Annotated in this window: 17 protein-coding genes; 7 read left to right on the forward strand and 10 right to left on the reverse strand. The window is 43.4% G+C overall.

The window, feature by feature from the left end; translation table 11 throughout:
* Positions 1 to 23 precede the first annotated feature (23 nt).
* From LA313_RS15745 to LA313_RS15790, 10 genes are all read right to left on the reverse strand, one after another.
* A complete protein-coding gene (locus tag LA313_RS15745) occupies positions 24 to 1,295 on the reverse strand; it encodes a PKD domain-containing protein (protein WP_228916700.1) in 1,272 nt (423 codons plus the stop codon).
* An 18-nt stretch (positions 1,296 to 1,313) separates the two neighbouring features.
* Complete coding sequence (locus tag LA313_RS15750; protein ID WP_228916702.1) at positions 1,314 to 3,068, reverse strand: glycoside hydrolase family 66 protein; 1,755 nt, start codon at positions 3,066 to 3,068, stop codon at positions 1,314 to 1,316.
* A 61-nt stretch (positions 3,069 to 3,129) separates the two neighbouring features.
* Positions 3,130 to 4,614 (reverse strand): SusF/SusE family outer membrane protein, encoded by a 1,485-nt coding sequence (locus tag LA313_RS15755; RefSeq protein ID WP_228916704.1) that lies wholly within the window; start codon positions 4,612 to 4,614, stop codon positions 3,130 to 3,132.
* 12 nt (positions 4,615 to 4,626) lie between these two features.
* Positions 4,627 to 6,102 (reverse strand): RagB/SusD family nutrient uptake outer membrane protein, encoded by a 1,476-nt coding sequence (locus LA313_RS15760; RefSeq protein WP_228916706.1) that lies wholly within the window; start codon positions 6,100 to 6,102, stop codon positions 4,627 to 4,629.
* Between the two features lie 9 nt (positions 6,103 to 6,111).
* A complete protein-coding gene (locus LA313_RS15765; protein WP_228916708.1) occupies positions 6,112 to 9,150 on the reverse strand; it encodes a SusC/RagA family TonB-linked outer membrane protein in 3,039 nt (1,012 codons plus the stop codon).
* A 216-nt stretch (positions 9,151 to 9,366) separates the two neighbouring features.
* Entirely contained in the window at positions 9,367 to 11,055 is a 1,689-nt protein-coding gene (locus LA313_RS15770) for a DUF6377 domain-containing protein (RefSeq protein ID WP_228916710.1), read from the reverse strand.
* A 181-nt stretch (positions 11,056 to 11,236) separates the two neighbouring features.
* Positions 11,237 to 12,508, reverse strand: coding sequence for an alginate export family protein (locus LA313_RS15775; protein WP_228916718.1), 1,272 nt, complete (start codon positions 12,506 to 12,508; stop codon positions 11,237 to 11,239).
* A gap of 182 nt (positions 12,509 to 12,690) precedes the next feature.
* Entirely contained in the window at positions 12,691 to 13,068 is a 378-nt protein-coding gene (locus LA313_RS15780; protein WP_228916720.1) for a hypothetical protein, read from the reverse strand.
* Positions 13,069 to 13,139: 71 nt separating this feature from the next.
* Complete coding sequence (gene nifJ / locus LA313_RS15785; protein WP_228916722.1) at positions 13,140 to 16,667, reverse strand: pyruvate:ferredoxin (flavodoxin) oxidoreductase; 3,528 nt, start codon at positions 16,665 to 16,667, stop codon at positions 13,140 to 13,142.
* Positions 16,668 to 16,693: 26 nt separating this feature from the next.
* Positions 16,694 to 17,044: a 4Fe-4S binding protein gene (locus LA313_RS15790; RefSeq protein ID WP_228916724.1), complete on the reverse strand. Its 351-nt coding sequence runs from the start codon at positions 17,042 to 17,044 to the stop codon at positions 16,694 to 16,696.
* A 225-nt stretch (positions 17,045 to 17,269) separates the two neighbouring features.
* Here LA313_RS15790 and LA313_RS15795 point away from each other — a divergent pair, with 225 nt between their 5' ends.
* From LA313_RS15795 to nuoH, 7 genes are all read left to right on the forward strand, one after another.
* Entirely contained in the window at positions 17,270 to 19,126 is a 1,857-nt protein-coding gene (locus LA313_RS15795; RefSeq protein WP_228916726.1) for a 2-oxoacid:acceptor oxidoreductase subunit alpha, read from the forward strand.
* A gap of 1 nt (position 19,127) precedes the next feature.
* Complete coding sequence (locus LA313_RS15800; RefSeq protein WP_228916728.1) at positions 19,128 to 20,141, forward strand: 2-oxoacid:ferredoxin oxidoreductase subunit beta; 1,014 nt, start codon at positions 19,128 to 19,130, stop codon at positions 20,139 to 20,141.
* Positions 20,142 to 20,215: 74 nt separating this feature from the next.
* Complete coding sequence (locus tag LA313_RS15805) at positions 20,216 to 20,566, forward strand: NADH-quinone oxidoreductase subunit A (protein WP_228916730.1); 351 nt, start codon at positions 20,216 to 20,218, stop codon at positions 20,564 to 20,566.
* A complete protein-coding gene (locus tag LA313_RS15810; protein WP_228916732.1) occupies positions 20,557 to 21,138 on the forward strand; it encodes an NADH-quinone oxidoreductase subunit B in 582 nt (193 codons plus the stop codon). Before LA313_RS15805 ends, LA313_RS15810 begins: the two co-directional genes overlap by 10 nt.
* 12 nt (positions 21,139 to 21,150) lie before the next feature.
* Positions 21,151 to 21,627, forward strand: coding sequence for an NADH-quinone oxidoreductase subunit C (locus LA313_RS15815; RefSeq protein ID WP_228916735.1), 477 nt, complete (start codon positions 21,151 to 21,153; stop codon positions 21,625 to 21,627).
* A gap of 5 nt (positions 21,628 to 21,632) precedes the next feature.
* Positions 21,633 to 22,769: an NADH-quinone oxidoreductase subunit D gene (locus tag LA313_RS15820; protein WP_228916737.1), complete on the forward strand. Its 1,137-nt coding sequence runs from the start codon at positions 21,633 to 21,635 to the stop codon at positions 22,767 to 22,769.
* Positions 22,770 to 22,779: 10 nt separating this feature from the next.
* Positions 22,780 to 23,814 (forward strand): NADH-quinone oxidoreductase subunit NuoH, encoded by a 1,035-nt coding sequence (gene nuoH / locus LA313_RS15825; RefSeq protein ID WP_228916739.1) that lies wholly within the window; start codon positions 22,780 to 22,782, stop codon positions 23,812 to 23,814.
* Positions 23,815 to 23,819: the final 5 nt, after the last annotated feature.

Raw genomic sequence — 23,819 nt, forward strand, 5'->3', positions numbered from 1 at the left:
ACCAAATGTCAAGTAGGGATTACTTATTTGGCTTCGAAATGTATAGTTTCAATGTAAAAGTCCACTGTAATCAGATAATCGCCTTCGGTTTCTGAAGTCACCCTCCACTTATTGTCGGGGTCATCACAACTATTTCTCACATAATATTCAGAAGCATTAACTATATCTGCATCAGCTTGGGGCGCGTTGATCCAGACGCCATCACACCATTCCCCCTTAAAAGTTGAAAATTTCAACTCTCCGGGACTCAAATGGGCTTCATAAGTAAAAATGAAAGGATCGACTGCATCCTGCACAAAGGCCTCAGAAGGATTTAGAGGAGCCCAGCCATTTGGAGCGGCGTCACCTATTGCATATAGTTCTGAATAAGGCGCATTGAGCTTTTCAAAACTTACATTTTCCTGCTCAAGGTCAATAGTAATATTATAACGACCCCTGGTTTCATCTGTCACCGTCCATTGATTGTCCGGTCCGTCGCAGCCGTTGGTCACGATATAACCGCTAGTTCCGGTAACAGGGACTGTTGTTTCGGTAGCATTGAGCCACTGCCCGTCACAGAAGCCCCCGGTAAAAGTGGAGAACTTGATGTTTCCGGTGTTTAGGACTCCGTTGTAGGTGAAGATGAAAGGATTTGTTTCACTTTGTTTAAAAGCTACAGGAGCACCAATGTTCCAGCCACTTTCCGAAGCATCTCCTACAATGTAAATTGCATTAAAAGCAGGCTGTGCATCTTTTACTTCGACCTGTTGAGTGGTTTCTACAGTTCCTCCTGCACCTGTTACAGTAAGAGTTACAGGATATGTCCCTGCTTCGGTATAAGTGTAGGTCGGGTTTTCTTCGGAAGAAACACCGGTTCCATCTCCAAAATCCCATTCATAGCTGTCCACGTTCTGGCTTAAGTTTGTAAAGCTAATAGTGAAGCTGTTATCCTGAGCTGCTGCATAACTGAAGTCGGCCGTAGGGGTGCCCACAACAGTTATGTCCCGGGAAACTGTATTTTCAACTTCTCCGGTGGTAGCAGTCAGACTAACAGTGTAAATTCCTGCATTTTCATACAGGTGAGTAGGGTGCTTTTGAGTTGAACCTTCAGATTCATCTCCAAAATCCCAAAAGAATTCTTCGGCATCGGTGCCAAGGTTTGTAAAACTGATGAGCTGGGGATTATCGGGAACCGCTTCAGAAGTAAAGTCGGCTGTTGGTTCGGGAGTGACTTCCGTGATATCATCATCAGAACTACAGGCCGTAAGCCCGAGGACGAAAAGGAAAAGAGTCGATATAACTTTGATATTTTTCATAATGTTCTTTTTTCCTGGTTAGTATTCGAGCACAAGCATGCTCCAGAATTTTAAGTAAGGCACTTCAAGCGTGATCTGGTTACCACTCTGAGTAAATTCGAGTTCCTGGGAAGCCCCTCCGTTAATATCGGGAGAGGCAAACCACACTTTAGAAACATTTCTACCTGCCTCTGCAGTGATACTAAAATTATCCTTAACCAAAGGTTCTCTCTGAATTTTGCTATCATCTCTCCATTGCAGGGTAGAAACGCCGTCGTAGTTCAACAAGTGAAGCACCTGACTGTTCTCCAATTGTTTTCCAACCACAGCAGCCTGCCCAACAACCGGAGGCCAGCTGTTCAGTTTCACATCTACATCCTGAGATTGTACTGCAGGGAAATTGAAGCTTCCGCCGTCACGTAAAAGGTTCTGATAAGCAGTGTGGAAATCGTAATACTCTCTAACGTTATTACGCAAATCCATGCTCATATCTAATTTATCATTAGGGAAATATTCACTGGACAACATGTGTTCACCCAATTCAAGATGTGCACCTCCAAAGGTGAAGATCACAGCATCGGTCATCAGGACAGCAGGAGTATTGAAATTTCCATCCTGGGCGTTATAGTTCATATATGCTGCCAGTACTGTATTGAGCTCTCCATTGGAATATTCATAATTCTCGAGGATCACCCGTGCAAGATCCTGATACTGATACCTGCTCCATATTTCTGAATAGGCAAAATCTACCGGAGCTTCAAGGATCTCTTCCTGCTCGTATTGGTCAACGGCATTAAGAACCAGCTTCTTATTTGGGAAACGATTCTCTAAAGAAATAAGAAAATCCTTATAAGCCTCTCCCAGATCAATCTTATAACCTTCATAGTTGTAAACCGTACCGCGGTTTCCCAGTTGATCAAGGTGCCAGCCATCAAATTCCAAATTTTCATAGACAGTAGCTGTCTCTCCAAAAATGTGCTCCTGCCATTCATCATTAGCAGGATCTGTCAACTGAATGTCTCCAAACCCTGAAAGTATATGACGATTAATATCGTTGTGATTGCGGTCGTTATACATTAACCACTCTACAGGCACGGGCTGTACTTCATCCTTTTTCCAGGCTCCAAAAAGTAGATTATAGAACATGGAAGCCATATTACGCTCCTGCGCCTGTTCAATAAATCCTTCTACAGTTCCCAGGTAGATCTCCCGGTTAAAAAGATCGCTCCAGGTCTCTGCCGGCTCACCATTTTCATCAAGAGGCAGAGGTCTTTGGTGCTCAAAATGCCAGTCGTAATACTGTAGCCCGTTTATGTGGTAATCCTTCAGGTTATTAAGAACGTCTGCTCTTTGGGAAGCTGAAATATTACCAAACTGCGAAAGAAAACCATAGCGGGGAAATTTGGTCCAGTCTGAAGAGACATCAACAGCCACCGTTCCAATTACTGTTTCCTCTCCGTCGGTTTCTTTTACAAGCTCAACCATGTAGCCTCTAAAGTCTTCGGAAGGAGGTTCCCAGGTCCAGGAAGTGCCGGTAAGTGGCGCCTCTTCTATCACTTCGCCCAAATATTTGTATCGTACTGTAGTGTTCTGGTGAGTCCCGTTCACACTGAAGTTCACTTCCTCACCCGGATTGTATTTTGCTTTGTCCTTTTTAAAATTGAGGACTTCGCTGTAGCTCATGTTCACCCCTTCATCAATGGGGCTTAACAGGGCGTCATCGTCGTTATTACAACTCACTAACGCCATGAACAATGCCAGTGGCGCGAGGAGCAAAAATTTTCTTTTTTTCATGTTTTTATTTTTGAACCTCCTGCCCGAAAACAGGAGGTGTTAAAAATCTCTTTTTTAAGGCCTAGAGTTTCGTAATGGTCATGTTATCTGTATCCAGATTGATCCTGATCTCATAAGTACCGGCGTCGCCTTCCTGCAGTTTCCATTTATTGTCCGGGCCTACACAACCTATCGCAGTGATATGCTCCGGATTGGTTACCGCCTGACCATTCTCGGCACTTACGATCCATTCACCGTTACACCAGTCTCCCACAGATTTGGAAAACTTGAATTCTCCGGTTGGATTGATAGCTCCCAATTCCCCGTTAAAGACAAAATCGCCATTATCATAAGTAAGCGGCATTGGAGTGTTGATATTCCAATCGCTTGGGCTACCGTCTCCTACAATGTAAAGACCCATAGGAGTGAATTTGATCGTGTTGTTCCCGGTGTTCAGGCTAACCCTGTATCTACCCGCAGTTTCTTCGGTCACCGTCCAGTTGTAATCGGGCTCACAGCCTGCTCTTTGTTCTACAGAACCGTCAACAGGCGCCTGGCCATTTTCTAATGGTCTGTACCACTCTCCGCAGAAATCTCCTGTTTCTCCTGCAAGGATCTTAAAGCTCCCGGGATTGAAATTTCCTTCATAAGTGAATACGAAAGGATCCTCCTCACTTCTCTCAAAGGCTGCAGGATTGTTGATATCCCATCCGCTTTTAGTAGCATCCCCAACGATCCAAAGTCGGTCGAAAGGTGAGTCTTCTATAGGATTTATGTCAATTGTTTTGTTTAGCAGATCAACTCTCAGCCTGTAATTACCTTCTTCTGTAACTGTCCACTGGATATCTTCTCCGCTACCACCTTCATTGTACACTATCTTATTATCATCATCGGCATCTTTTGTGTAAAAGTCCTGGCAGAAACAATCATCCTGACTTACTGCAAATTTGAAATTTCCTTCAGTAAGTTTTCCTTCATATATAAAAACCCCACGTTGATTTGCTGCAGTCAGTTTAGTCGCATTAGAGATATCCCATCCATTTGGACTTGCATCCCCTACAATAAACAACTTGCTTGAAACAGGTTTATAAGTAGCTACCGAAAATGCCTTTTTTGACACTTGATCTTCAACAGCAGGATCTGCAACTTCAGCCGTTAATCTTGCTTCAAGATCGTAAACCGTTCCGGCATCAAGTCCGCTGTTAAGCAATCTGTGATTGAGGGTTCCATGATCTATAGAAGCCAGATACCTATTCTTCTCACCTTCCACAAGGGTAATTAAGGGATCTGAAAAATCGCTTCCTGCAAGATCTATTTCAAGGGTATACATAATGGCAGCCCCGGTGCCCCGGTTTGTCCCTGTAGACCAGGTAAAGCCAAGTTCATTCCCCATAAAACGTTCTTCCAGTTCCAGGTTTTCTTCAGAAACTGTGAGAGCCAATTCATTATTAACATTTTCAATGGAAGGATCTTCCAGTTCATCAGTTTCACAGGAACCGCTTATCACTCCCAGGACAAGGACGAGCGTAATTACGTAAAATCGCTTCAGGTTTAAAATTGAATTCATATTTCTCATTTTTTAGTAACCGGGGTTTTGAACCAGGTTAGGATTCCTGTCTAATTCTATTTGAGGGATAGGAAATAACAAGTGCTTTTGTGAAGCATTGTTCCTCCCAATGGATCTAAGGAAGTTAAGACCATATTCGCCATCATTAACACGAATGAGGTCAAACCATCTTTGGCCTTCAAAAGCGAGTTCGATTCTACGCTCATGTAAAACTGCATTTCTAAAATCGGCCTGGCTAAGATTTTCAATATCATCAAGCCCTGCACGGTTACGTACCATGTTCAGGTAATCTTCGGCAAGTTCTGTTTGTCCCAATTCATTTAAAGCTTCAGCTTTCATAAGCAGCACATCTGCAAATCTTAGAATAGGAAAGTTCATTGGGCTGTTGTCATAAGCAGAAACCTGGCTTAATGGCACTAAAAACTTTCTGGTGTTATAACCTGTAAAAGAGAAACGGCTTTCATATTCCTTTCCGTCAAATTCCGGTCCGCCTTCGTAAAGTACTGTGGCATCCTTTCGCTCATCTCCTTCTTCATAAGCGTTTACAAATTCTTCAGTAGGCTGATTCCAACCGTAACCACCGGCAACAAAGTTGGCACCTCTTGGCCCCATAAAAGGACTTGCCCATGAAGCCTGATTTTCATTGCTCCAGAAATCATATCCTCCATTAGAAGCGTACTGCACTTCAAACAGGGATTCTACAGAATTTTCATTTGTAATGGAGAAATTATCAGCGTAATTCTCGTTTAGGGCATATCCCAGACTCTCAACTTCGTTAGCGTATTGCACTACTTCCTGATAATTTCCCAGAGTAAGATGCACCTTCGCCAGCAAACCATAGGCAGCTCCTTTTGATACTCTTCCTTTATTTTCCGAACCGTAAGAAGATTTAGGAGGTAAAAGTTCCGCAGCAGCATTAAGATCACTAATAATGAGCTCATAAACCTGAGCAACAGGATCACGTGGAGGGAATAGATCACTGTCTGAGCTTTGCGGCTCGGTGATCAAAGGCACATCTCCAAAGAATCTTGCAAGAATGAAATAGTAATGAGCTCTTAGAAAATGTGCTTCTCCCATGCTTCTTTTCCTTATGTCTTCATCAATGTCCATTTGCGGAGCTGCATCTAGAACGATGTTTGACATAAGGATCCCCGGCCATGGGCCTCTCCATAGATCCAGTACTCCGGCGTTATCTGTATTGGTTACAAAGTTTGCCATATCCTGGGTCTCGATTCCGTCAGATCCTCCCCCGGCACCAACAATACTGTTACCGGCCATGATATCTGTACTCCACATCCTTAAATTGTAAAGCTTTGGCCATTGTAATGGCTGGTAAGCTCCATTCACCACAGTCACCAACTCTTCGGCGGTGGTGGGATAATTCTCCGTGTTTATGGTGTCCAGCGGTTGCCTGTCAAGAAAGTCGTCGCTACAGCTCATAAGGAGCAGGGCAACCAGGGACATGATGTATATTTTAAAGTGTTTCATCGCTATTTTTTAAAATCCTAGATTAATTCCTACTGTGAAGTTGCGGGTCACAGGATATATGTTATTGTCAATTCCATTAGGTCCTACTTCAGGATCAAATCCTGAGTAATCGGTGATGGTGAACAGGTTTTGTCCGGCGAGATAAACTTTAGCTGAACTAAAAACATTATCTCCAAATTTCTCTACAGGTAAATTATATCCAAGGTTCACATTTCTGAGCCTCAGGTAAGAACCATCTTCTATATAACGCGTAGAAGGACGGGTGTTGTTGTTAGGGTCACCAAACACTGCTCTTGGCATATCATTACTCGTTCCCGGACCTCTCCATCTGTCCAGTACAGCTACTGATTGGTTTGTGGTAACCGACATACTTTCAGTATAAAGCCTGTTGGCGTTGAAAATATCATTCCCATAAACTCCCTGGAAGAAGATACTCAGGTCAAAATTCTTATACCTCAAGGTGTTGTTAAGGGAAAAAGTAAAATCTGGGTTTGGATTACCAATAAAGGTACGGTCATCATCTGTGATTCTTCCGTCGTTGTTAAGATCCTTAAACCTGATATCTCCCGGCGCTGTACTGGTCGCGGGATTCGTTCCCGGAGATTGTACTGCCGCATTATCAACTTCGGCCTGAGTCTGGAAAATTCCCTCCTGAACAAATCCGTAGAAAACATTGATTGGATATCCCGGCTGAATACGTGCCAGGTTATAGTTAAGTCCAATTCCACCTGTAGTAAGAGGGGTATCACTGTTGATATTGATCACCTCGTTATCATTGTAGGTGAATACATAATCTGTACTCCAGCTAAAATCCTCTCTGGCAAAGTTGTAGGTAGTCACTATGGCTTCAACACCCTGGTTTCTAATTGATCCTGCATTTATGAAAGGCACATAGATATCTGAGTACCCTGAAGTCACTGGCACCGATTGTGGTACCAACATATCTTCGGTATCCTTACGATACAGGTCGATCTTGAAATCTACAGCCCTGTCAAAAAGAGTGGCATCAAGACCAATATTGTATTGTTTCTGCGATTCCCACTGCACATTTGTATTTGGCAATGTGGTTGGAACAGCAGCAGTTACAAAATTACCATTGAAGTTATAAACATTGGTGTTGTAAGCAGAAGCAAAGGCGTAGTTCCCAATCTCCTGGTTTCCTGTCACCCCATACCCAAGCCTAAGTTTTAGCTCATTAATGGTATTCGATTCTCTAAGGAAATCCTCATCTGAAATTCTCCATGCAGCCGAAGCCGAAGGGAAGGTTCCGTACTTATTACCGGCACCAAATCGAGAAGATCCGTCTCTTCTAACGGTTCCGGTTAGGTAATACTTGTCCAGGTAATCGAGCTGCACCCTGGCGAAGTATGAAAAGATCGCCCATTCTGATCCGCTTCCGTTAATCGTTGGCAATTCAATTCCGTTATTGATCTGCTGAGTAGATTCACTTGGGAAATTCTGAACAGACCCACTAAGGTATTTGAAATCATTCTCCTGGGCACTGGTTCCCACCACCGCTGTAACAGAAGAACCATTGTCAAATTCCTTGTTGTAAGTTAAGATGTTATCCCAAAGAATGGTTACGCTTCGGTTTGATGACTCAAATAAAAATGCGTTTGGTGAAATATCGGTATCCCAGCTATAAGCGGGGCTCCACGTTCTTTCATACCAGAAATTCGCTTCGGCTCCAAAAAGGGATTTGAAAGTAAAATTCCTGAAAAGATCCAGTTCCCCAAATACATTCCCTTGAAGATTATAACCTGTAGTAGTTTGATCAACTATAGTCGCTTTACCTATTGGGTTTTCAACGTCTCCTGAATAGATAGGCTGACCAATGGGACCGGAAAAGTCTCCGTTTTCACGGTAGATAGGTTGGGTTGGAAGAGAAAGAATGGCTCCGTTAATGTTCATTTCCCCCTGCTCCTTGATGTCATGGTTCACCTTCAAAGAGTTCCCGAAGCGAAGTCGATCATTAACATCTGTATCACTGTTCAACTGAAAAATATACCGGCGATAATTATTGTTGATAATCACTCCTGACTGATCAAAAAAGTTGAGGGAGGTATATACATTCGAGTCCTCATTCCCATTACTGTATGCGAGGGTCACATTGTTTTGATGGCCTGTGGTAAAAAGGGCATCAAGCCAATCTGTCCCTGCTCCAAGAGCAATAGGATCGGCAAAAGCGGGATTTGTAGTAAATCCACCTGCGGCGAGCATCTCATTACTAAGTAGTGCAAATTGTTGCGCATTCAGAACATCGATCATGTCTGTTGGCTCCTGTATTCCGGAAAATATATCCAGGGTTAACTGTCCAACTCCGGCTTTTCCTCTTTTAGTGGTAACGATTACAACCCCGTTAGCTCCGCGTGATCCATATATAGCAGTAGCCGATGCATCTTTTAAGATCTGCATGGAAGCCACATCCTGCATGTTAACCTGGTTGAGCCCTCCATTCAGCGGTACTCCGTCTACAACAATAAGTGGATCATTATTACCAATAGTACCAATTCCCCGAATTCTTATCGTAGGATTGTTACCCGGTTGTCCCGAAGTGATAACCTGAACCCCGGCAGCACGTCCCTGTAAAGCTTCTCCAATGTTGGAGGCGGGTTGGGATTCAATATCATCTAAATCGATTGCGGATACAGACCCGGTAAGATCTCTCTGTCGCGATTGACCGTAACCTATAACCACCACCTCATCAAGTGCAGCTGCATCGGTATTTAATGTGACCGTCATAAAATCTGCCGCTGCTTCAATCGTTTTCGTTTCATAGCCCATATAACTTATCGTGAGCATAGAAGAAATAGAGGGAACCTCTATTGTAAAATTTCCATCAAAATCTGTGACCACTCCATTGGTAGTCCCTGTTTCAATGATGGTTGCTCCTGGAAGCGGAAGGTCTGTGTCATCAAGAACCTGCCCCTGTACTTTTACCTGGGCATTAACTTCCTGGGCTGTTAACATAATACCGATAAAGAAGAAAAGCAGCATGAGGCCCTCTTTCATTTTTTTACCAGAATTTAATAGCGTTTTGTTCTGCATTTATATTTTTTTTGATAAACAAACATTGCCAACCGGAAACCGGGTGGATTAATGAACACTTCAAACTTCCTAAATAAAAAGACTCCTATGACCTTTTTTAGAAAGCATATAGAAATAAAGATGGTTCAATTACGGTTAAACACCTGTAATTACAATACTTAAACAAAAAAGTAGACGCTGTTTTATATAGAAAATATTAAAGAAATATCGACTATTTTATAACTTTAGGGTAGTGTTTTCGAATAATTTCTGGTCAAAATCCTTCTTATCAAGCCAGGATTTATTTCTCAATTTGGTCTTGTAGGCATAAATGGAATTCACAGAGTATCCCAGGATCTGGGCAATGATTTCATTGTGGGTGATTCCCAACCTTATAAGCGCAAAAATCCTGAGTTCTTTATTCAAAATCTTGCCCTTTTTAATATAGATCTGTTCCTCGGGCCTCAGGAGCGAATTGAATTCTTCAATAAAATTAGGGAAGAGCTTAATAAAGGCTTCATCAAAATTACGAAGCAGTTTTTCCTTTTCCTTTTTAAGATCGTATGTACTTAATAAGTACTTTACCTTGTCGAGTTTTCCCTCTTCGGCAGTGACCTCTACCCTGGATTTGAAGTCCCTGAATTTTTCAAAAATATCTGCATCCTGTGTGAAGAAAAATCCAATATATTCTTCCTTAATCTTATTTGCCTCCAGGAGTAAATGATTCACCCTGTTCAATTCAAGGTTATTCAAATTTATTTTTTCATTGACGGCGGTAAGCTCACGGTTTATGATCTTTAAATTTTCATGAGCTTCTTCAATCACCTTCCTTGCCCTTTTAAGTTTCCTAACCTGGAAAAGGATCACTACCGCGAGTGCAATTACAAATATGAGTAGAAAACCCATAACCACATTCTGGGTAAGCAGCCGTGATCTCTGCCTTTCAATACGGTCGATTATTTGTTCTTCAATGAGAGGAAGAATTGCTCCTACCCTGATCTTTCTTTGTTGGGCACCATAGAAGGAAGCATCTTCATTGGCCTTATGGATATAAACAGAAGCTAGCCTGGTGTTTCCTTTTTCAAACATTATTTCGGAAAGTCTTATCACGGCCAGGTTCTCCTTTGCAGAAGTTTCAATATCGGCCATTGCGGCCACTGCCAGGTGGGGTATGGCTTTTTGTTTTTCACCCATCTCCACATAGATCTCTCCCAGAATAAAACTTGTAAGTGCCAGTTCCCGGGAATTTAGCTCCCGTCCCAGTAACTTTAAAAAACCCTTTCGGGCTCGCTCAAGATTACCTTCCTTAAATTGAATATAACTCTGAAGAAAAACATTAAAAAAAGTTCCCTCGTCTGTGAGCGCAAGTGCCTTTTCTCTATACTCTCTGGCAAGACGATTATATTTTTCTGAAAATTGCTTTAAGTTGCTGTATTCGGCCATTTCGCTATAACAGCGTCCCATTAAACCGTAATACAGGGATCTAAGATTCTCCGGAAGTCCTTCGGGTTCTATTAGGGAAAGATATTCCAGTGCTTCCTTATACATTCCTGCTGAAACACTTATATCGGCAAGATTGATGACAGCTGCGGCAATCAATTCATTATCCTGCAGCTTTTCTGCCAGTTCCCGGGTCCTTAAACCATAATAAAACGCCGAGTCCTGTTTAAAGACCCGGTATTCATTCAGCAATTCCTGATTAAGATGGTGTCTAAGCCTTAGATCCTCCTGTGGTGCCGAATCCAATTGCCTGCGGAAACTGCCTATTTTTTGCCATTTTTGAGCATCATATTGAGGCGCCTTTTCAATAAAAACTTCCAGTTCCTTCAATAGAGCTTCCTCCTGTCCCCAGGTCTTTGATAAACCCGAAATAAGGAAAAGAAGTAGGAAGAAAAGAAAGCGAGGGCTTTGAATAATCTTGAACATTAATTCTTTTGCAGCTTTACAATTATCAGATAATAGTCTGTGCTAATGAAGATTAACCAGAAGTCATCTGGAGCCGCAAGATAGGCAAATTTAAATTTTTATAAATGCCCGTCAACTTCTCCCGTTCAAATTTTATCCGCTCCTCAAAAATATTCAGTTTAGTAAAGTTCTAATGCCGGTATTAGAGTGCAGTGACCTCAGGTTTGGTATAGCTAAACAACTTAGGGCTAAAGCTAAGCATCACCCAGGCCCAATTTTGAGTTGCATCTTTATCTCCTCCTTTCAGGATCTCAAGAGATTCACTTCCGAACATCTGCGAATAGCCAACATTGACCTGAAGGTCCTTCCGGAATTTGTAACCGGCTGCCAGGTCTATTTCTGTTCCCAGGTAATTGTCCTGTTCATTTCCGGCAGCATCAACAATATTCGCGGAAGATGAAAACACGTGCGGCATTACAGAAAAGTCAAATTTTGAGGTGGTATAAGAAAATTTACCATAGATATCTAATAGTCCAACAGAGTTCTGGTGGTTGCCCACATAGAAGTAATCCATATGCCCGTTAAAACCGTGATTTGTTCCAAAAAGTGGAGTGAAGGATTTAATCTCTCCCGAAGTATCATCCATATCTGTCCCCGAAAAATATTCAGCTCCCAATCCTGCTATCCAGGTTGAAGAAAGCTTATAATTTAGATTTAGACCGGTGTACCAGGCAGAAACATCACGGTTGTTTCGGCTACCGGCCTGCCCGTAAGCTCCCACATTTCCTGAAAAATCGCCGGAGACAAAGTTGTGAAAAGCACCAAAGGTTTGGATATAATCAACTTCCCTGTCCTGTAAAGCCGTATCAAATTCATAACCTGTATTCATAAATAAAAAGCTGAATCCCACATTATTAACATCCATGTGGTACCAGGCCATTTGCAGGTTTTGATAGGAATTTACCAGGTATGGCGCCTCAATTAGAGTCTCTGCTTCGGCGTTATAAGCCGCAGCAACATCAAGCCTGTGGTTTGCAGCAGGTTTCCAGGATATAAGAGCCGCATCATGACTTTGCCCCTGCTGAGCCCAACCTACTTCTCCCAGAATTCTCTGGTTGTCGTAAGAAAGTACCTGTCTCCCCACGCGGAACAGGAAGTTTGGACTGGTTTGATACTGGCCATAAGCCTCAAAAAGGGAAAAAGTATTGTTGTCTTCCAGTCGCATAGTTGGAGAATCTCCCCAAACAGTTATACTTTGACCAGAAAATTTCACTTTCAGGGATTCATCCCCGTAACCAAGGATAAGACGGGTACGTTGAGAAGTGTGAGAAGCAGGATCTGCATTTTCCGGTAAAAGTGTTTTATAACCATTCCTGAATTCAAACCTTGGCCGCACCTGAAGATCGGCTTCAAAGGTCTGAGCAAATAAGGTTGAAGAAAAAAGAAGAGCGAAGAGAAGGTAAATTGTTTTCATTTAAAAGAAGTTTTCGGGTACAAAAAAACCTATTCCATGAATAAAAAAACATGATTTCTCTCATACTTGTTAAAATAGAAAGAACATTTCTCCAAATTGAAAGTCAATATGGAGAGGTGATATGAAAAACGAAAAACCCTGCCGTACAGACAGGGTTTAAATTTTTAAATCTTTTCAACCTTTTACTGAAGCACCTTCTCCCGACGCAGGAAAGAGTCCATTTTATCGGCAATCTCAAAACACTTGCTCACTTTTACAGTATCACTGCAAGAACGGGCGTCGGGTCTATACCCTTTGCAGGAAAAATCCTTTAGATCGATTTCCCGGAACTTTTCATCTATCGCAACACATTTTTTATACAGCGTATTAATATTTTCATTCCCCGTAAGTTCAAGGTTATTAGTCAGCAGGTATCCTATCATAAAATTTTCGATGGCGTACTGGGAGTTCTTGCAAACCAGGTAGGATACAACATCCTCCTCGGGCTTGCAAAGTTCTTCATTGGCTTCCCGAAGCTTCTTAACAGCTTCAATAAAGAGACCGGGTGCTTTGCTTTCCATAATTATTCATTTAAATTGTATTAAAGCTTTTCCGACAGGAGTACTACCTGCCGAAAAAGCCATTTTCAAAGTTACATATCCCTGTAGAGTTCCAGTCTTTCCCACTTGCTTTCCACTTCATCCTGGGCTTGCTTTAAAAGGCTTGCACCAATTTCGGCATTCTCTTTAGCCACTCGTGTAAAGCGGGTTTCATTATACATAAACTCTTTAAGGGGAGCCTGCGGAGGTTTCGAATCAAGTTTAAAACGCTTGCCTTTGTCTTTGGAAGGATCAAACCTAAAGAGCGGCCAATAACCGGTCTCCACAGCCTTCTCCTGTTGTCTTGGTCCATGCTTAAGGTCATATCCGTGTTCTCCACAGTGTGAGTAAGCAATAATAATTGAAGGCCCGGGATAAGCCGCAGCTTCTTCAATAGCTTTAAGAGTTTGCATATCTTTGGCACCAATGGCCACCTGGGCGACATAGACGTTCTGGTAAGAAACTGCCTGTAGCGCCAGACTCTTCTTAGACGTTCTTTTGCCTGAAACCGCGAACTTGGCACTGGCTCCCAGTGGGGTGGCCTTAGACATTTGTCCACCGGTATTGGAATAGACTTCGGTATCCATCACCAGGATATTGATGTCTTCTCCCGATGCCAGAACATGATCGACGCCGCCGTAGCCTATATCATAAGCCCAGCCGTCACCACCCAGAATCCAAACCGCTTTTTTGCGCAGGTATTCTGCAAGCTCATTCAGTTTAAGAGCTTCAGGAGTACCAACGGTGGAAAGAATGTTTTTCAACTCGTCAATGTCGGCGTGTTTTTGCTTTTTCTGAACCTCATTTGTTTCCGGATTATTCAGGATAGCGTTTACAAGTTCAGAACCAATCACCGGCTCCAGTTCCTTCAAAAGGTCAACTGCTATTTCCTGCTTTTTAGTAAGCGCCAGTCTCATTCCCAGACCAAATTCTGCGTTGTCTTCGAACAGGGAGTTAGCCCATGCCGGACCTCTGCCGAACTCATTCTTCTTATAAGGCGTGGTTGGAAGGTTACCACCGTAGATAGACGAACATCCTGTGGCATTTGCGATCATAATGCTGTCGCCGTAAAGCTGGGTCAACATCTTGATATACGGAGTTTCCCCACATCCCGAACATGCGCCCGAAAATTCGAACAAAGGCTCAAGGAACTGTGATCCTTTTACATTGGTGATCTGTAGCTCTGTACGATCATAGTATGGAAGCTGGGTGAAATAATCCCAGTTCTTGTTTTCGGCTTCAGCAACATCCAGTTTACTGCGCATGTTGATCGCCTTGAAGTTATCCACTTCCTTGCTTTGTGCAGGACATACCGCCACACAAAGATCACAACCTGTACAATCTTCAGGAGAGACCTGGAGGATGTAAGAATCAGTTCCGGAGAAAGGTCTTCCTTTAGCAGGAACAGTGGTAAGGCTTGCAGGTGCGTCGGCAAGATCTGTAGTAGGAACTACTTTTGCACGAATTGCGGCGTGCGGACAAATAGCCACACATTTGTTACACTGGGTACAAAGATCTGCTCCATCCCAAACCGGCACAAAATCGGCAATACCGCGTTTCTCATACTGAGTGGTACCCGTAGGGAAAGTGCCATCAACAGGGAATGCGCTCACGGGAAGTTCATCTCCCTGTCCCGCCAGGATCTTACCTAGCACATCTTTCACAAATGGATCGGCCTCGCCGGTCATCATTGGCTTAAGATGCTTGTTGCTGGTAATTTGCTTCGGATAATTCACTTTTTGGAGGTATTCCAAAGATTTATCAACCGCATTGAAGTTCATTTGCACGATCTTTTCTCCTTTGTGCGAGTAAGATTTTACAATAGCATCTTTGATCTTTTGAATGGCTTCATCTTCAGGAAGAACCCCGGATATCGCAAAGAAACAGGTTTGAAGAACGGTGTTAGTTCGTTTTCCAAGCTTGGCTTCAAAAGCCACTTTTGTAGCATCTACAACATAGAATTTAAGTTCCTTCTCTACTATATCTTCCTGCATTTTCTTCGGAAGCATATCCCAAACCTCTTCATTGGAGAAAGGAGCATTCAGAAGGAAAGTACCGCCTTTTTTTATCTTTTTCAGCAGGTCATATTTCTCAACAAAATTGAACTGGTGACAAGCAATAAAGTCGGCTGTATTGATCAGATAACTGGAGAAAATTGGCTGCGGACCAAAGCGCAGGTGGGAAACAGTTTGTGAACCTGCCTTTTTAGAGTCATAAACAAAATAACCCTGTACATAATTATCTGTAGTCTCCCCAATGATCTTGATGGAGTTTTTATTAGCACCTACAGTACCATCAGATCCCAAACCATAGAACATACAGTTAAAGGTATTCTTCTTAGTCTTGAAAACCGGATTGTAAAGCAAGCTGCTAAAGGAAACATCGTCATTAATACCTATTGTAAAATGGTTTTTTGGCTGAGGCTTCTGTAGCTCATCAAAGATCCCTTTTACCATGGCAGGATTAAATTCTTTTGAAGAAAGCCCATAACGGCCGGCTATGATCTGCGGAATATTTCCACCTGTCTCGGCAAAAGCAGTCACTACATCCAGATAAAGCGGATCTCCGGTACTTCCGGGCTCTTTGGTCCTGTCAAGAACAGCTATCTTTTTCACTGTTTTTGGCACCCTTGCAATAAAGTCTTTGATTGAGAAGGGCCTGTAAAGACGAACGATCAAAACTCCCACTTTTTCATCAGAATTCAGAAGCGTGTCAACGGTTTCCCTTACGGCACCTTCTCCCGATCCCATGATGACCACTACCCTTTCAGCTTCAGGATGTCCTTCGTAGTCGAAAAGATTGTACCTGCGGCCGGTGTGCATGTAAAACTCATCCATGATCTCCTGCACGATCTCCGGCACCCTTTGATAATAAAGGTTGGCAGCTTCCCGTGCCTGGAAGAAAACATCGGGGTTTTGAGAAGTACCGCGAATTACCGGACTATCGGGATCTAAAGAGCGTTTTTTGTGCTCCATGATCTTATCTTCGGGCATCATTGCCTTAATGATCTCATCCGGAATGCCATCGATTTTAGATATTTCATGAGAGGTTCTGAAACCGTCAAAAATATTCAGAAAAGGAACTCTTGATCTTAAAGTAGCTACTTGTGAAATAAGAGCGAAATCCTGAGCTTCCTGTACTGAGCCGCCAAAGAGCATAGAAAAGCCCGTTTGCCGGGCTGCCATAACATCTGAATGATCACCGAAAATTGAAAGTGCATGAGTTGCAATTGTACGCGCAGCGACATGTATCACATTGGGCAGCAATTCCCCTGCTATCTTATACATGTTCGGGATCATTAAAAGTAATCCCTGCGAGGCCGTAAACGTTGTAGTAAGCGCTCCGGCTTGAAGTGAGCCATGAACAGCACCCGCAGCGCCACCTTCACTCTGCATTTCTACGATCTTTGGAACATTATTCCAAATATTCTTTTTGCCTTTTGAACTATACACATCCACATGCTCTCCCATAGGAGAAGCCGGGGTGATAGGATAAATGGCACATACTTCATTCGTTTTATGTGCTACACGGGCCACAGCTTCGTTGGCATCACAAATGAGCTTTGGAAAGTTTTTCACCATGATATTTCCGGTTGTTGGTTCACTTATTAAGCTCCATGAAGCCACACTTTTTTCTCTAACAATTGCTCTTCACTCTCTTCCATGTCTTCCCTCGGGTGAATACAGTCTACAGGACACACAGAAACACACTGCGGATTATCATGGAAGCCTTTACACTCGGTACATTTATCGGCTACAATAAAGTAGAATTCATCAGATAATGCTTCCTGTTGTTCATTTGCATCCATTTCTTCACCACGGGGAGTGGTTACAATTCCTTCAAGTGCAGTTTCATCTGCCAATGACCATTCCTGATCTGGTTCGTAAATAGCATTATTCGGACATTCCGAAATACATGCGTCGCAGTTGATACATTCGTCTGTTATAAAAAGAGCCATAACTAAAGGTTTTAAATTATTACTTGATTTTCCCAATAAAAGTATTGTGGCTTTACCTGCTCAAACATGACGGTCGTCATATTTTATTTAACTAAGAATTATTCTTAATAAGCTCATTTTAAAAACAATATGACCTGCATCATATTTCCTGCTGCCGAATAAAAATACATTTGAGACAACATCTGCACCTTTTGGTCTATCCGGAAGGTCTCTAAACTAAAATGTATGATAGCAGCAGAAAAACCCAGATCCGAGGCTGAAGCTCTGGAGGCCGTAGTGATCCGCTTTGTGGGAGATTCCGGTGACGGAATGCAGCTCACGGGAACTCAATTTTCTGATACCTCGGCCATGTTTGGCAATGACGTGGCAACTTTCCCTAATTACCCTTCTGAAATACGGGCTCCCCAGGGTAGTCTCTATGGGGTTTCAGGATTCCAGGTCCACATTGGTAGTGTGGAGATCAGCACACCGGGTGACAATGTAGACCTGCTGGTAGCGATGAACCCTGCAGGCCTTAAGACAAACCTTTATGCGGTAAAACCGGGGCAGACGATTATTGTAGATGCAGATTCCTTTACAAAAAAGAACCTGGAGAAGGCGCAGTACGCCACTAATCCTCTGGAAGACGGAAGTCTCTCCAATTACAGGGTGATCCAGGTGCCAATGTCTTCTTTGACCAAAGAAGCGTTAAAAAACATTGAAGGTCTTGATCAAAAGATGATCACCCGCAGCAAAAATATGTTTGCTCTCGGAATGGTTTACTGGCTTTACAGCCGTTCTCCTGAACATACTATAGAATTCTTCAACAAGAAGTTTAAAACAAAACCTCATCTTATTGAGGCAAATACAAAGGTTCTCAATGCCGGTTATTTCTATGCTGAAACTATTGAGCTAATCCCTAACTCCTATAGTGTATCGCCTGCAAAGATGCAGAGTGGCACATACAGGATCATTATGGGAAATACAGCCACAGCATGGGGATTTCTGGCCGCAGCTGAAAAATCGGGGCTGGAGCTATTTTTAGGATCCTATCCAATTACTCCCGCAACCGATATCCTGCATGAGCTGGTAAAGCATAAGCATTTCGGTGTAAAAGCCTTCCAGGCCGAAGATGAGATCGCCGGGATCACCTCGGCAATCGGTGCATCTTTCGCCGGAGATCTGGCTATCACCACCACCTCAGGTCCCGGACTTGCTCTTAAAGGAGAAGCTTTAGGCCTTGCAATGATGATCGAGTTACCGCTGGTTGTAGTAAACGTGCAGCGTGGAGGACCATCAACAGGTTTACCAACTAAAACCGAACAATCTGACCTGCTACAAGCGATGTACGGCCGTAACGGGGAAAGCCCGGTGATCGTGATCGCCGCAAGTACTCCGGCGAACTGTTTTACTTACGCATATCAGGCAGCCAAACTGGCCCTGGAGCATATGACTCCGGTGGTACTATTGACCGACGGTTATATCGCTAACGGTTCAGCTCCATGGAGGATCAGAAAAGTAGAAGATCTGCCCGAGATTAAAACCAGGAAAGTTACTGAGGTAAAAGAAAACTGGCATCCCTACAACAGGGACGAAATAACCTTAGCCAGGGATTGGGCTGTTCCCGGCACCCCCGAACTTGAACATCGCGTTGGAGGCCTTGAAAAAGATCAAAAGACCGGAAACGTTTCCCACGTGCCCGAAAACCATGAAGTAATGACTCAGGTAAGGGCCGAAAAAGTGAAAAGGGTACAGAGTTTCATTCCTGATCTCATTCCCGAATTTGCTTCAGAAGGTGATCTGCTTATCGTAGGATGGGGCGGCACATATGGTTCTCTTCACACCGCTGCCAAACAACTTTATGACGAAGGCTCCAGAAATATTGGATTCGCTCATTTCAACTATATCAATCCGCTTCCGCGAAACACGGAGGAAGTGTTCAAAAAGTTCAAAAAGATAGTTGTGTGTGAATTGAACAGTGGTCAATTCGCCAGCATTCTCAGGATGAACTTTAGCAGGGAATTCCTTCAGTATAATAAGGTCCAGGGACTTCCATTTGCCAATACCGAGCTTATAGAGAAATTCAAACAAATTGTAGAATAACATGGAAACAGTAACTGCAAATAAGTACACTTATAAGGATTTTGCAAATGACCAGGAGGTAAGATGGTGTCCCGGCTGTGACGACTATGTTATTCTAAGGTCTGTACAAAAAGCCCTGCCCGAAATGGGTGTCAAAAAGGAGGATGTGGTGTTCATTTCAGGAATTGGCTGCTCATCCCGCTTCCCCTATTACATGGGAACTTACGGGATGCACGGAATTCACGGAAGGGCTCCGGCAATTGCTTCGGGAGTGAAATTAGCCAATCCAAACCTCAGCGTTTGGGTGATCACCGGTGATGGTGACAGCATGGCTATTGGTGGAAATCATTTCATCCACGTCTTGAGAAGGAATATTGACCTCAACATCATCCTGTTCAACAACGAGATCTACGGGTTAACAAAAGGACAATTCTCCCCTACCTCGCTGGTAGGTCAAAAAACCAAATCTTCTCCTTTTGGAAACACTCAGCCACCATTCTCCCCGGGAGAACTGGCCATAGGTGCACAGGCAAGGTTCTTTGCCCGGATTGGTGGAAATGCTCCAAAAGAGATGACCGATATCTTCATTGAAGCTGAAAAGTTTAAGGGCACTTCTTTAGTAGAGGTCCTGCAAAACTGCGTGATCTTCAATGACGGGTGTTACGTTAAGTACACAGACAAGTCAGTAAGAGAAGATAAGCAGTTGTTCGTGGAGCATGGAAGGCCAATGATCTTCGGAAAAGAGCGCAACAAAGGACTAGTGCTAAATAAGCTGAAGCTGGAGGTAGTAACTATTGGAGAAAATGGCGTGACTGAAGAAGATATTCTTGTACACGACGCCAAAGAAAAAGATCCTACCATGCACCAAATGCTGGTGAGATTGGAATATCCTTTAGTAACAGGAATTATAAGGAGTTATGACGATGTTACCCTGGAAGAGAGAGAAGATGCGCTCACAGCGCAGATAAAGTCAAAGTCAAAATTTAAACAGACAGATGACCTTTTCTTTTCGGGAGAAACCTATGAAGTAAAGTAGCGTAGAACTGATCTTCATCAGTTCTTACCTGCAACTGAAACGTTAATTTTATTAACAAATAAACCTGTATTAAAATGGGTTCAGAAGCAATCATCGTTTTTCTTATCGCGGGGATCGTATTGGTCGCCGGCGCTAACTTTCTCTCCAACCTCATCTCTCCAAAATCTGACAACCCAGCCAAGAGGGAACCCTATGAAAGTGGAATGACCACTATAGGTCCCACCTGGGTTCAGTTTAAAGTAGGCTACTACCTCTTTGCCATTCTCTTTCTCATTTTTGATGTGGAAGTTGCCTTTTTGGTGCCGTGGGCAGTAGTATTTGGAGAAATGGGAAGTATTGCCCTGGTAGAGATCCTCATCTTCCTCTTCATCCTGGGATTGGGATTAGCATATGCATGGAAAAAAGGAGCATTAAAATGGGAATAGTAAACAATAAAGAACAGGCTGCCCAAAAAGGCGAAATTCCGGCAGATTTTCCGGGAGACGTAATTCCTGCAGGAAACGGTGGGAATATCCTGGTCACTTCTCTTGATAAAGTAATTAACTGGGGGCGTGCCAACTCTCTTTGGTCGCTCTATTTCGGCACCAGTTGTTGTGCCATTGAGATGATGCAGACCGGTGCTGCACGTCATGATTATTCCCGCTTTGGTTTTGAAGTTGCACGCCCGTCCCCCAGGCAAGCCGACCTTATCATTATTGCGGGAACTATTACCACAAAAATGGCTCCTGTACTACGGCGTTTGTACGACCAGATGGCCGAGCCAAAATATGTAATAGCCATGGGTGCCTGCGCCATTAGCGGCGGACCATTCTTTTACAATTCCTATTCGGTAGTAAAAGGTGCAGACCACGTGATCCCGGTAGATGTTTACGTACCCGGCTGTCCGCCAAGGCCTGAAGCTCTTCTTGACGGAATGATCATGCTACAGCAAAAGATCCTGAAGGAGAAAAGACTGGAAAAACCGAATCCAATAGACGGTTTTGATGAAGGAAATTAAAATGTAATGGCCATGACCAACGAAGCACTGCAACAAACCATTTTAAGCTGGTTTCCGGATCCCGAATTCACTCAGCCACAATTCTCTGAAGAAGGCTCTCAATATCTTACCGTTAATACTGAACCCGAACAGCTGCACGAACTCATGCAACTGCTCAAAAATAATCCCGAAACCCATTTTGATTACCTGTTCTGCCTCACAGGGGTAGATTATGGAAAAGAATTAGGAGTAGTATATCATCTGGAGTCCACTGTTCACAGGCACATGCTGGTAGTAAAAGTACAGACAGAGGAACGTGAAAATCCTGTCTTAGAAAGTGTACAGGATCTTTGGGCTACCGCCAATTATCACGAACGGGAGGTTTATGATTTCTTCGGAATAATATTCAGAAACCATCCCAATTTAAAACGACTTTTCCTTACTGAAGACTGGGAAGGTTACCCACTACGAAAGGATTATGTGGATGAAATGAACATGGTTGTAAAATAGGAATTATGGAAACAGCTATAAAAGAACCCACGACATCAAAATCGAACTTCAAGTCCGAAGAATATTTCATTAACATGGGGCCGCAGCACCCTGCGACCCACGGAGTATTACGACTGCTGCTTACTATTGATGGAGAGATCATAAAAAAGGTAGATCCGGATCTCGGTTATATCCACCGCTCCATAGAGAAAATGTGTGAGAAAAACAGCTATCAGCAGATCGTTCACCTAACAGACCGGCTTGATTACCTATCGTCTCACATCAACAACGAAGCAGTTTGTCTCTGCGTTGAAAATGCGTTGGAACTGGAAGTGCCCGAAAGGGTAAAAGTGATCCGAACCATTTTAGGTGAGCTTACCCGCATCGCCTCTCATACCTTATGGTGGGGCGTAATGGGAATGGACGTAGGGGCGCTTACCTCCTACTTCTACGGCTTCAGGGATCGCGAAATGATCAACGACATCTTTGAAGAAACCTGCGGTGCCCGCCTTACCATGAATTACAATATTCCCGGCGGACTTATGCAGGACATCCATCCTAATTTTGTAAAAAGGGTAAAGGAATTCATCCCTCACTTCAGGTCTAAGCTTCCTGAATATGACCGACTGCTCACCGGCAATATCATCTTTCAGAAAAGAACAAAAGGAGTAGGCATTTTAACCAAAGAAGATGCAATCAACTTTGGTGCATCAGGACCAGTAGCACGAGCTTCAGGTTACTCCTGTGACGTGAGAAAGCACCACCCATACAGCGCCCTTGACAGAGTAAACTTCACTGAAGCGCTTGATACTACAGGAGATTCCTTCGCAAGATACCAGGTAAGAATTGCCGAGATGTGGGAATCTCTAAACATTATTGAACAACTTATAGATAACATTCCTGAAGGCGATTTCAAGGTTGCTACTAACGCAGTGATCAAGCTTCCAAAAGGAGATTTTTACCAAAAAGTTGAGACCGCCAGAGGGGAATTTGGAGTCTACATCATTAGTACCGGAACAAAGAATCCGTACCGGGTGAAGTTTCGTTCTCCGGGGCTATCGAACCTTTCCCTGCTCAACCACATTACAGTGGGCGGGAAAATTGGGGACCTGGTCGCCACCATGGCCACTATAGATATTGTTGTACCAGATATTGATCGTTAACCTGAAAACAATGAACAGCATTTCTCACATAATTGATTGGTTTATAAATACAGAGGTGTTGAATATGGCCATGATCGCCCTAATCTACCTTACTGTCTTTGCCGTGCTGGGATTGTTCCTGGTTTTGCTGGAAAGAAAGGTAGCTGCATGGTTTCAGCTGCGGATAGGCCCCAACCGTGTGGGTTACCTGGGATTGTTCCAAACAATTGCCGATGCTTTAAAACTGGTTTCCAAAGAACTTACCGGAACTGAAAAAGCCGACAAATTTCTTTACAACCTCGCACCCTATTTTGTCATCGTCACCTCATTAATGGCTTTAGCTGTTTTTCCATTCACCAAAGACCTGCAGGCATTTGACATTAATATCGGGATTTTCTTTCTAATCGCTATTTCCTCTATTGGAGTTATAGGAATTCTTTTGGGAGGATGGAGCAGCAATAACAAGTTTGCTCTTATTGGCGCTATGCGAAGCGGAGTTCAAACTGTAAGTTATGAACTTTCCGTTGGGCTTTCTTTACTGACAATGGTGATCCTGACCGGCAGCCTTCAGCTTTCTGAGATCATTGAAGTACAAAAGGGTGGCTGGTTGATCGTACAGGGACATATTCCTGCCATCATTGCTTTTATGATCTATATGATCTCAGGTACAGCCGAAACCAATCGTGCTCCTTTCGACATGGTGGAAGCAGAATCTGAACTTGGAGCAGGATACCATACGGAATATTCCGGGATGAAGTTCGCTTACTTCTTCCTGGCAGAGTTTATCAATATGTTCATCATAGCTGCCATCGCCACAACGGTGTTTTTCGGAGGCTGGTTGTCTCCTTTCGGGATCACAGAGTCCCTGCCATGGATGGGCCTCTTCTGGTTTCTCGCGAAAACGTTTGTGCTGGTGTTTCTAATGATGTGGTTCCGCTGGACTTTTCCGAGGCTTAGGATAGATCAGCTGTTAACGCTTGAGTGGAAATATCTACTCCCAATCAACCTGGTGAACCTGGTGCTAATGGCCGTAATCGTATGGCTTAACCTTACCATTCAAATCTAATTGCT

It is taken from the genome of Salinimicrobium sediminilitoris (genome assembly GCF_020866905.1).
Classification (GTDB): Bacteria; Bacteroidota; Bacteroidia; order Flavobacteriales; family Flavobacteriaceae; genus Salinimicrobium; species Salinimicrobium sediminilitoris.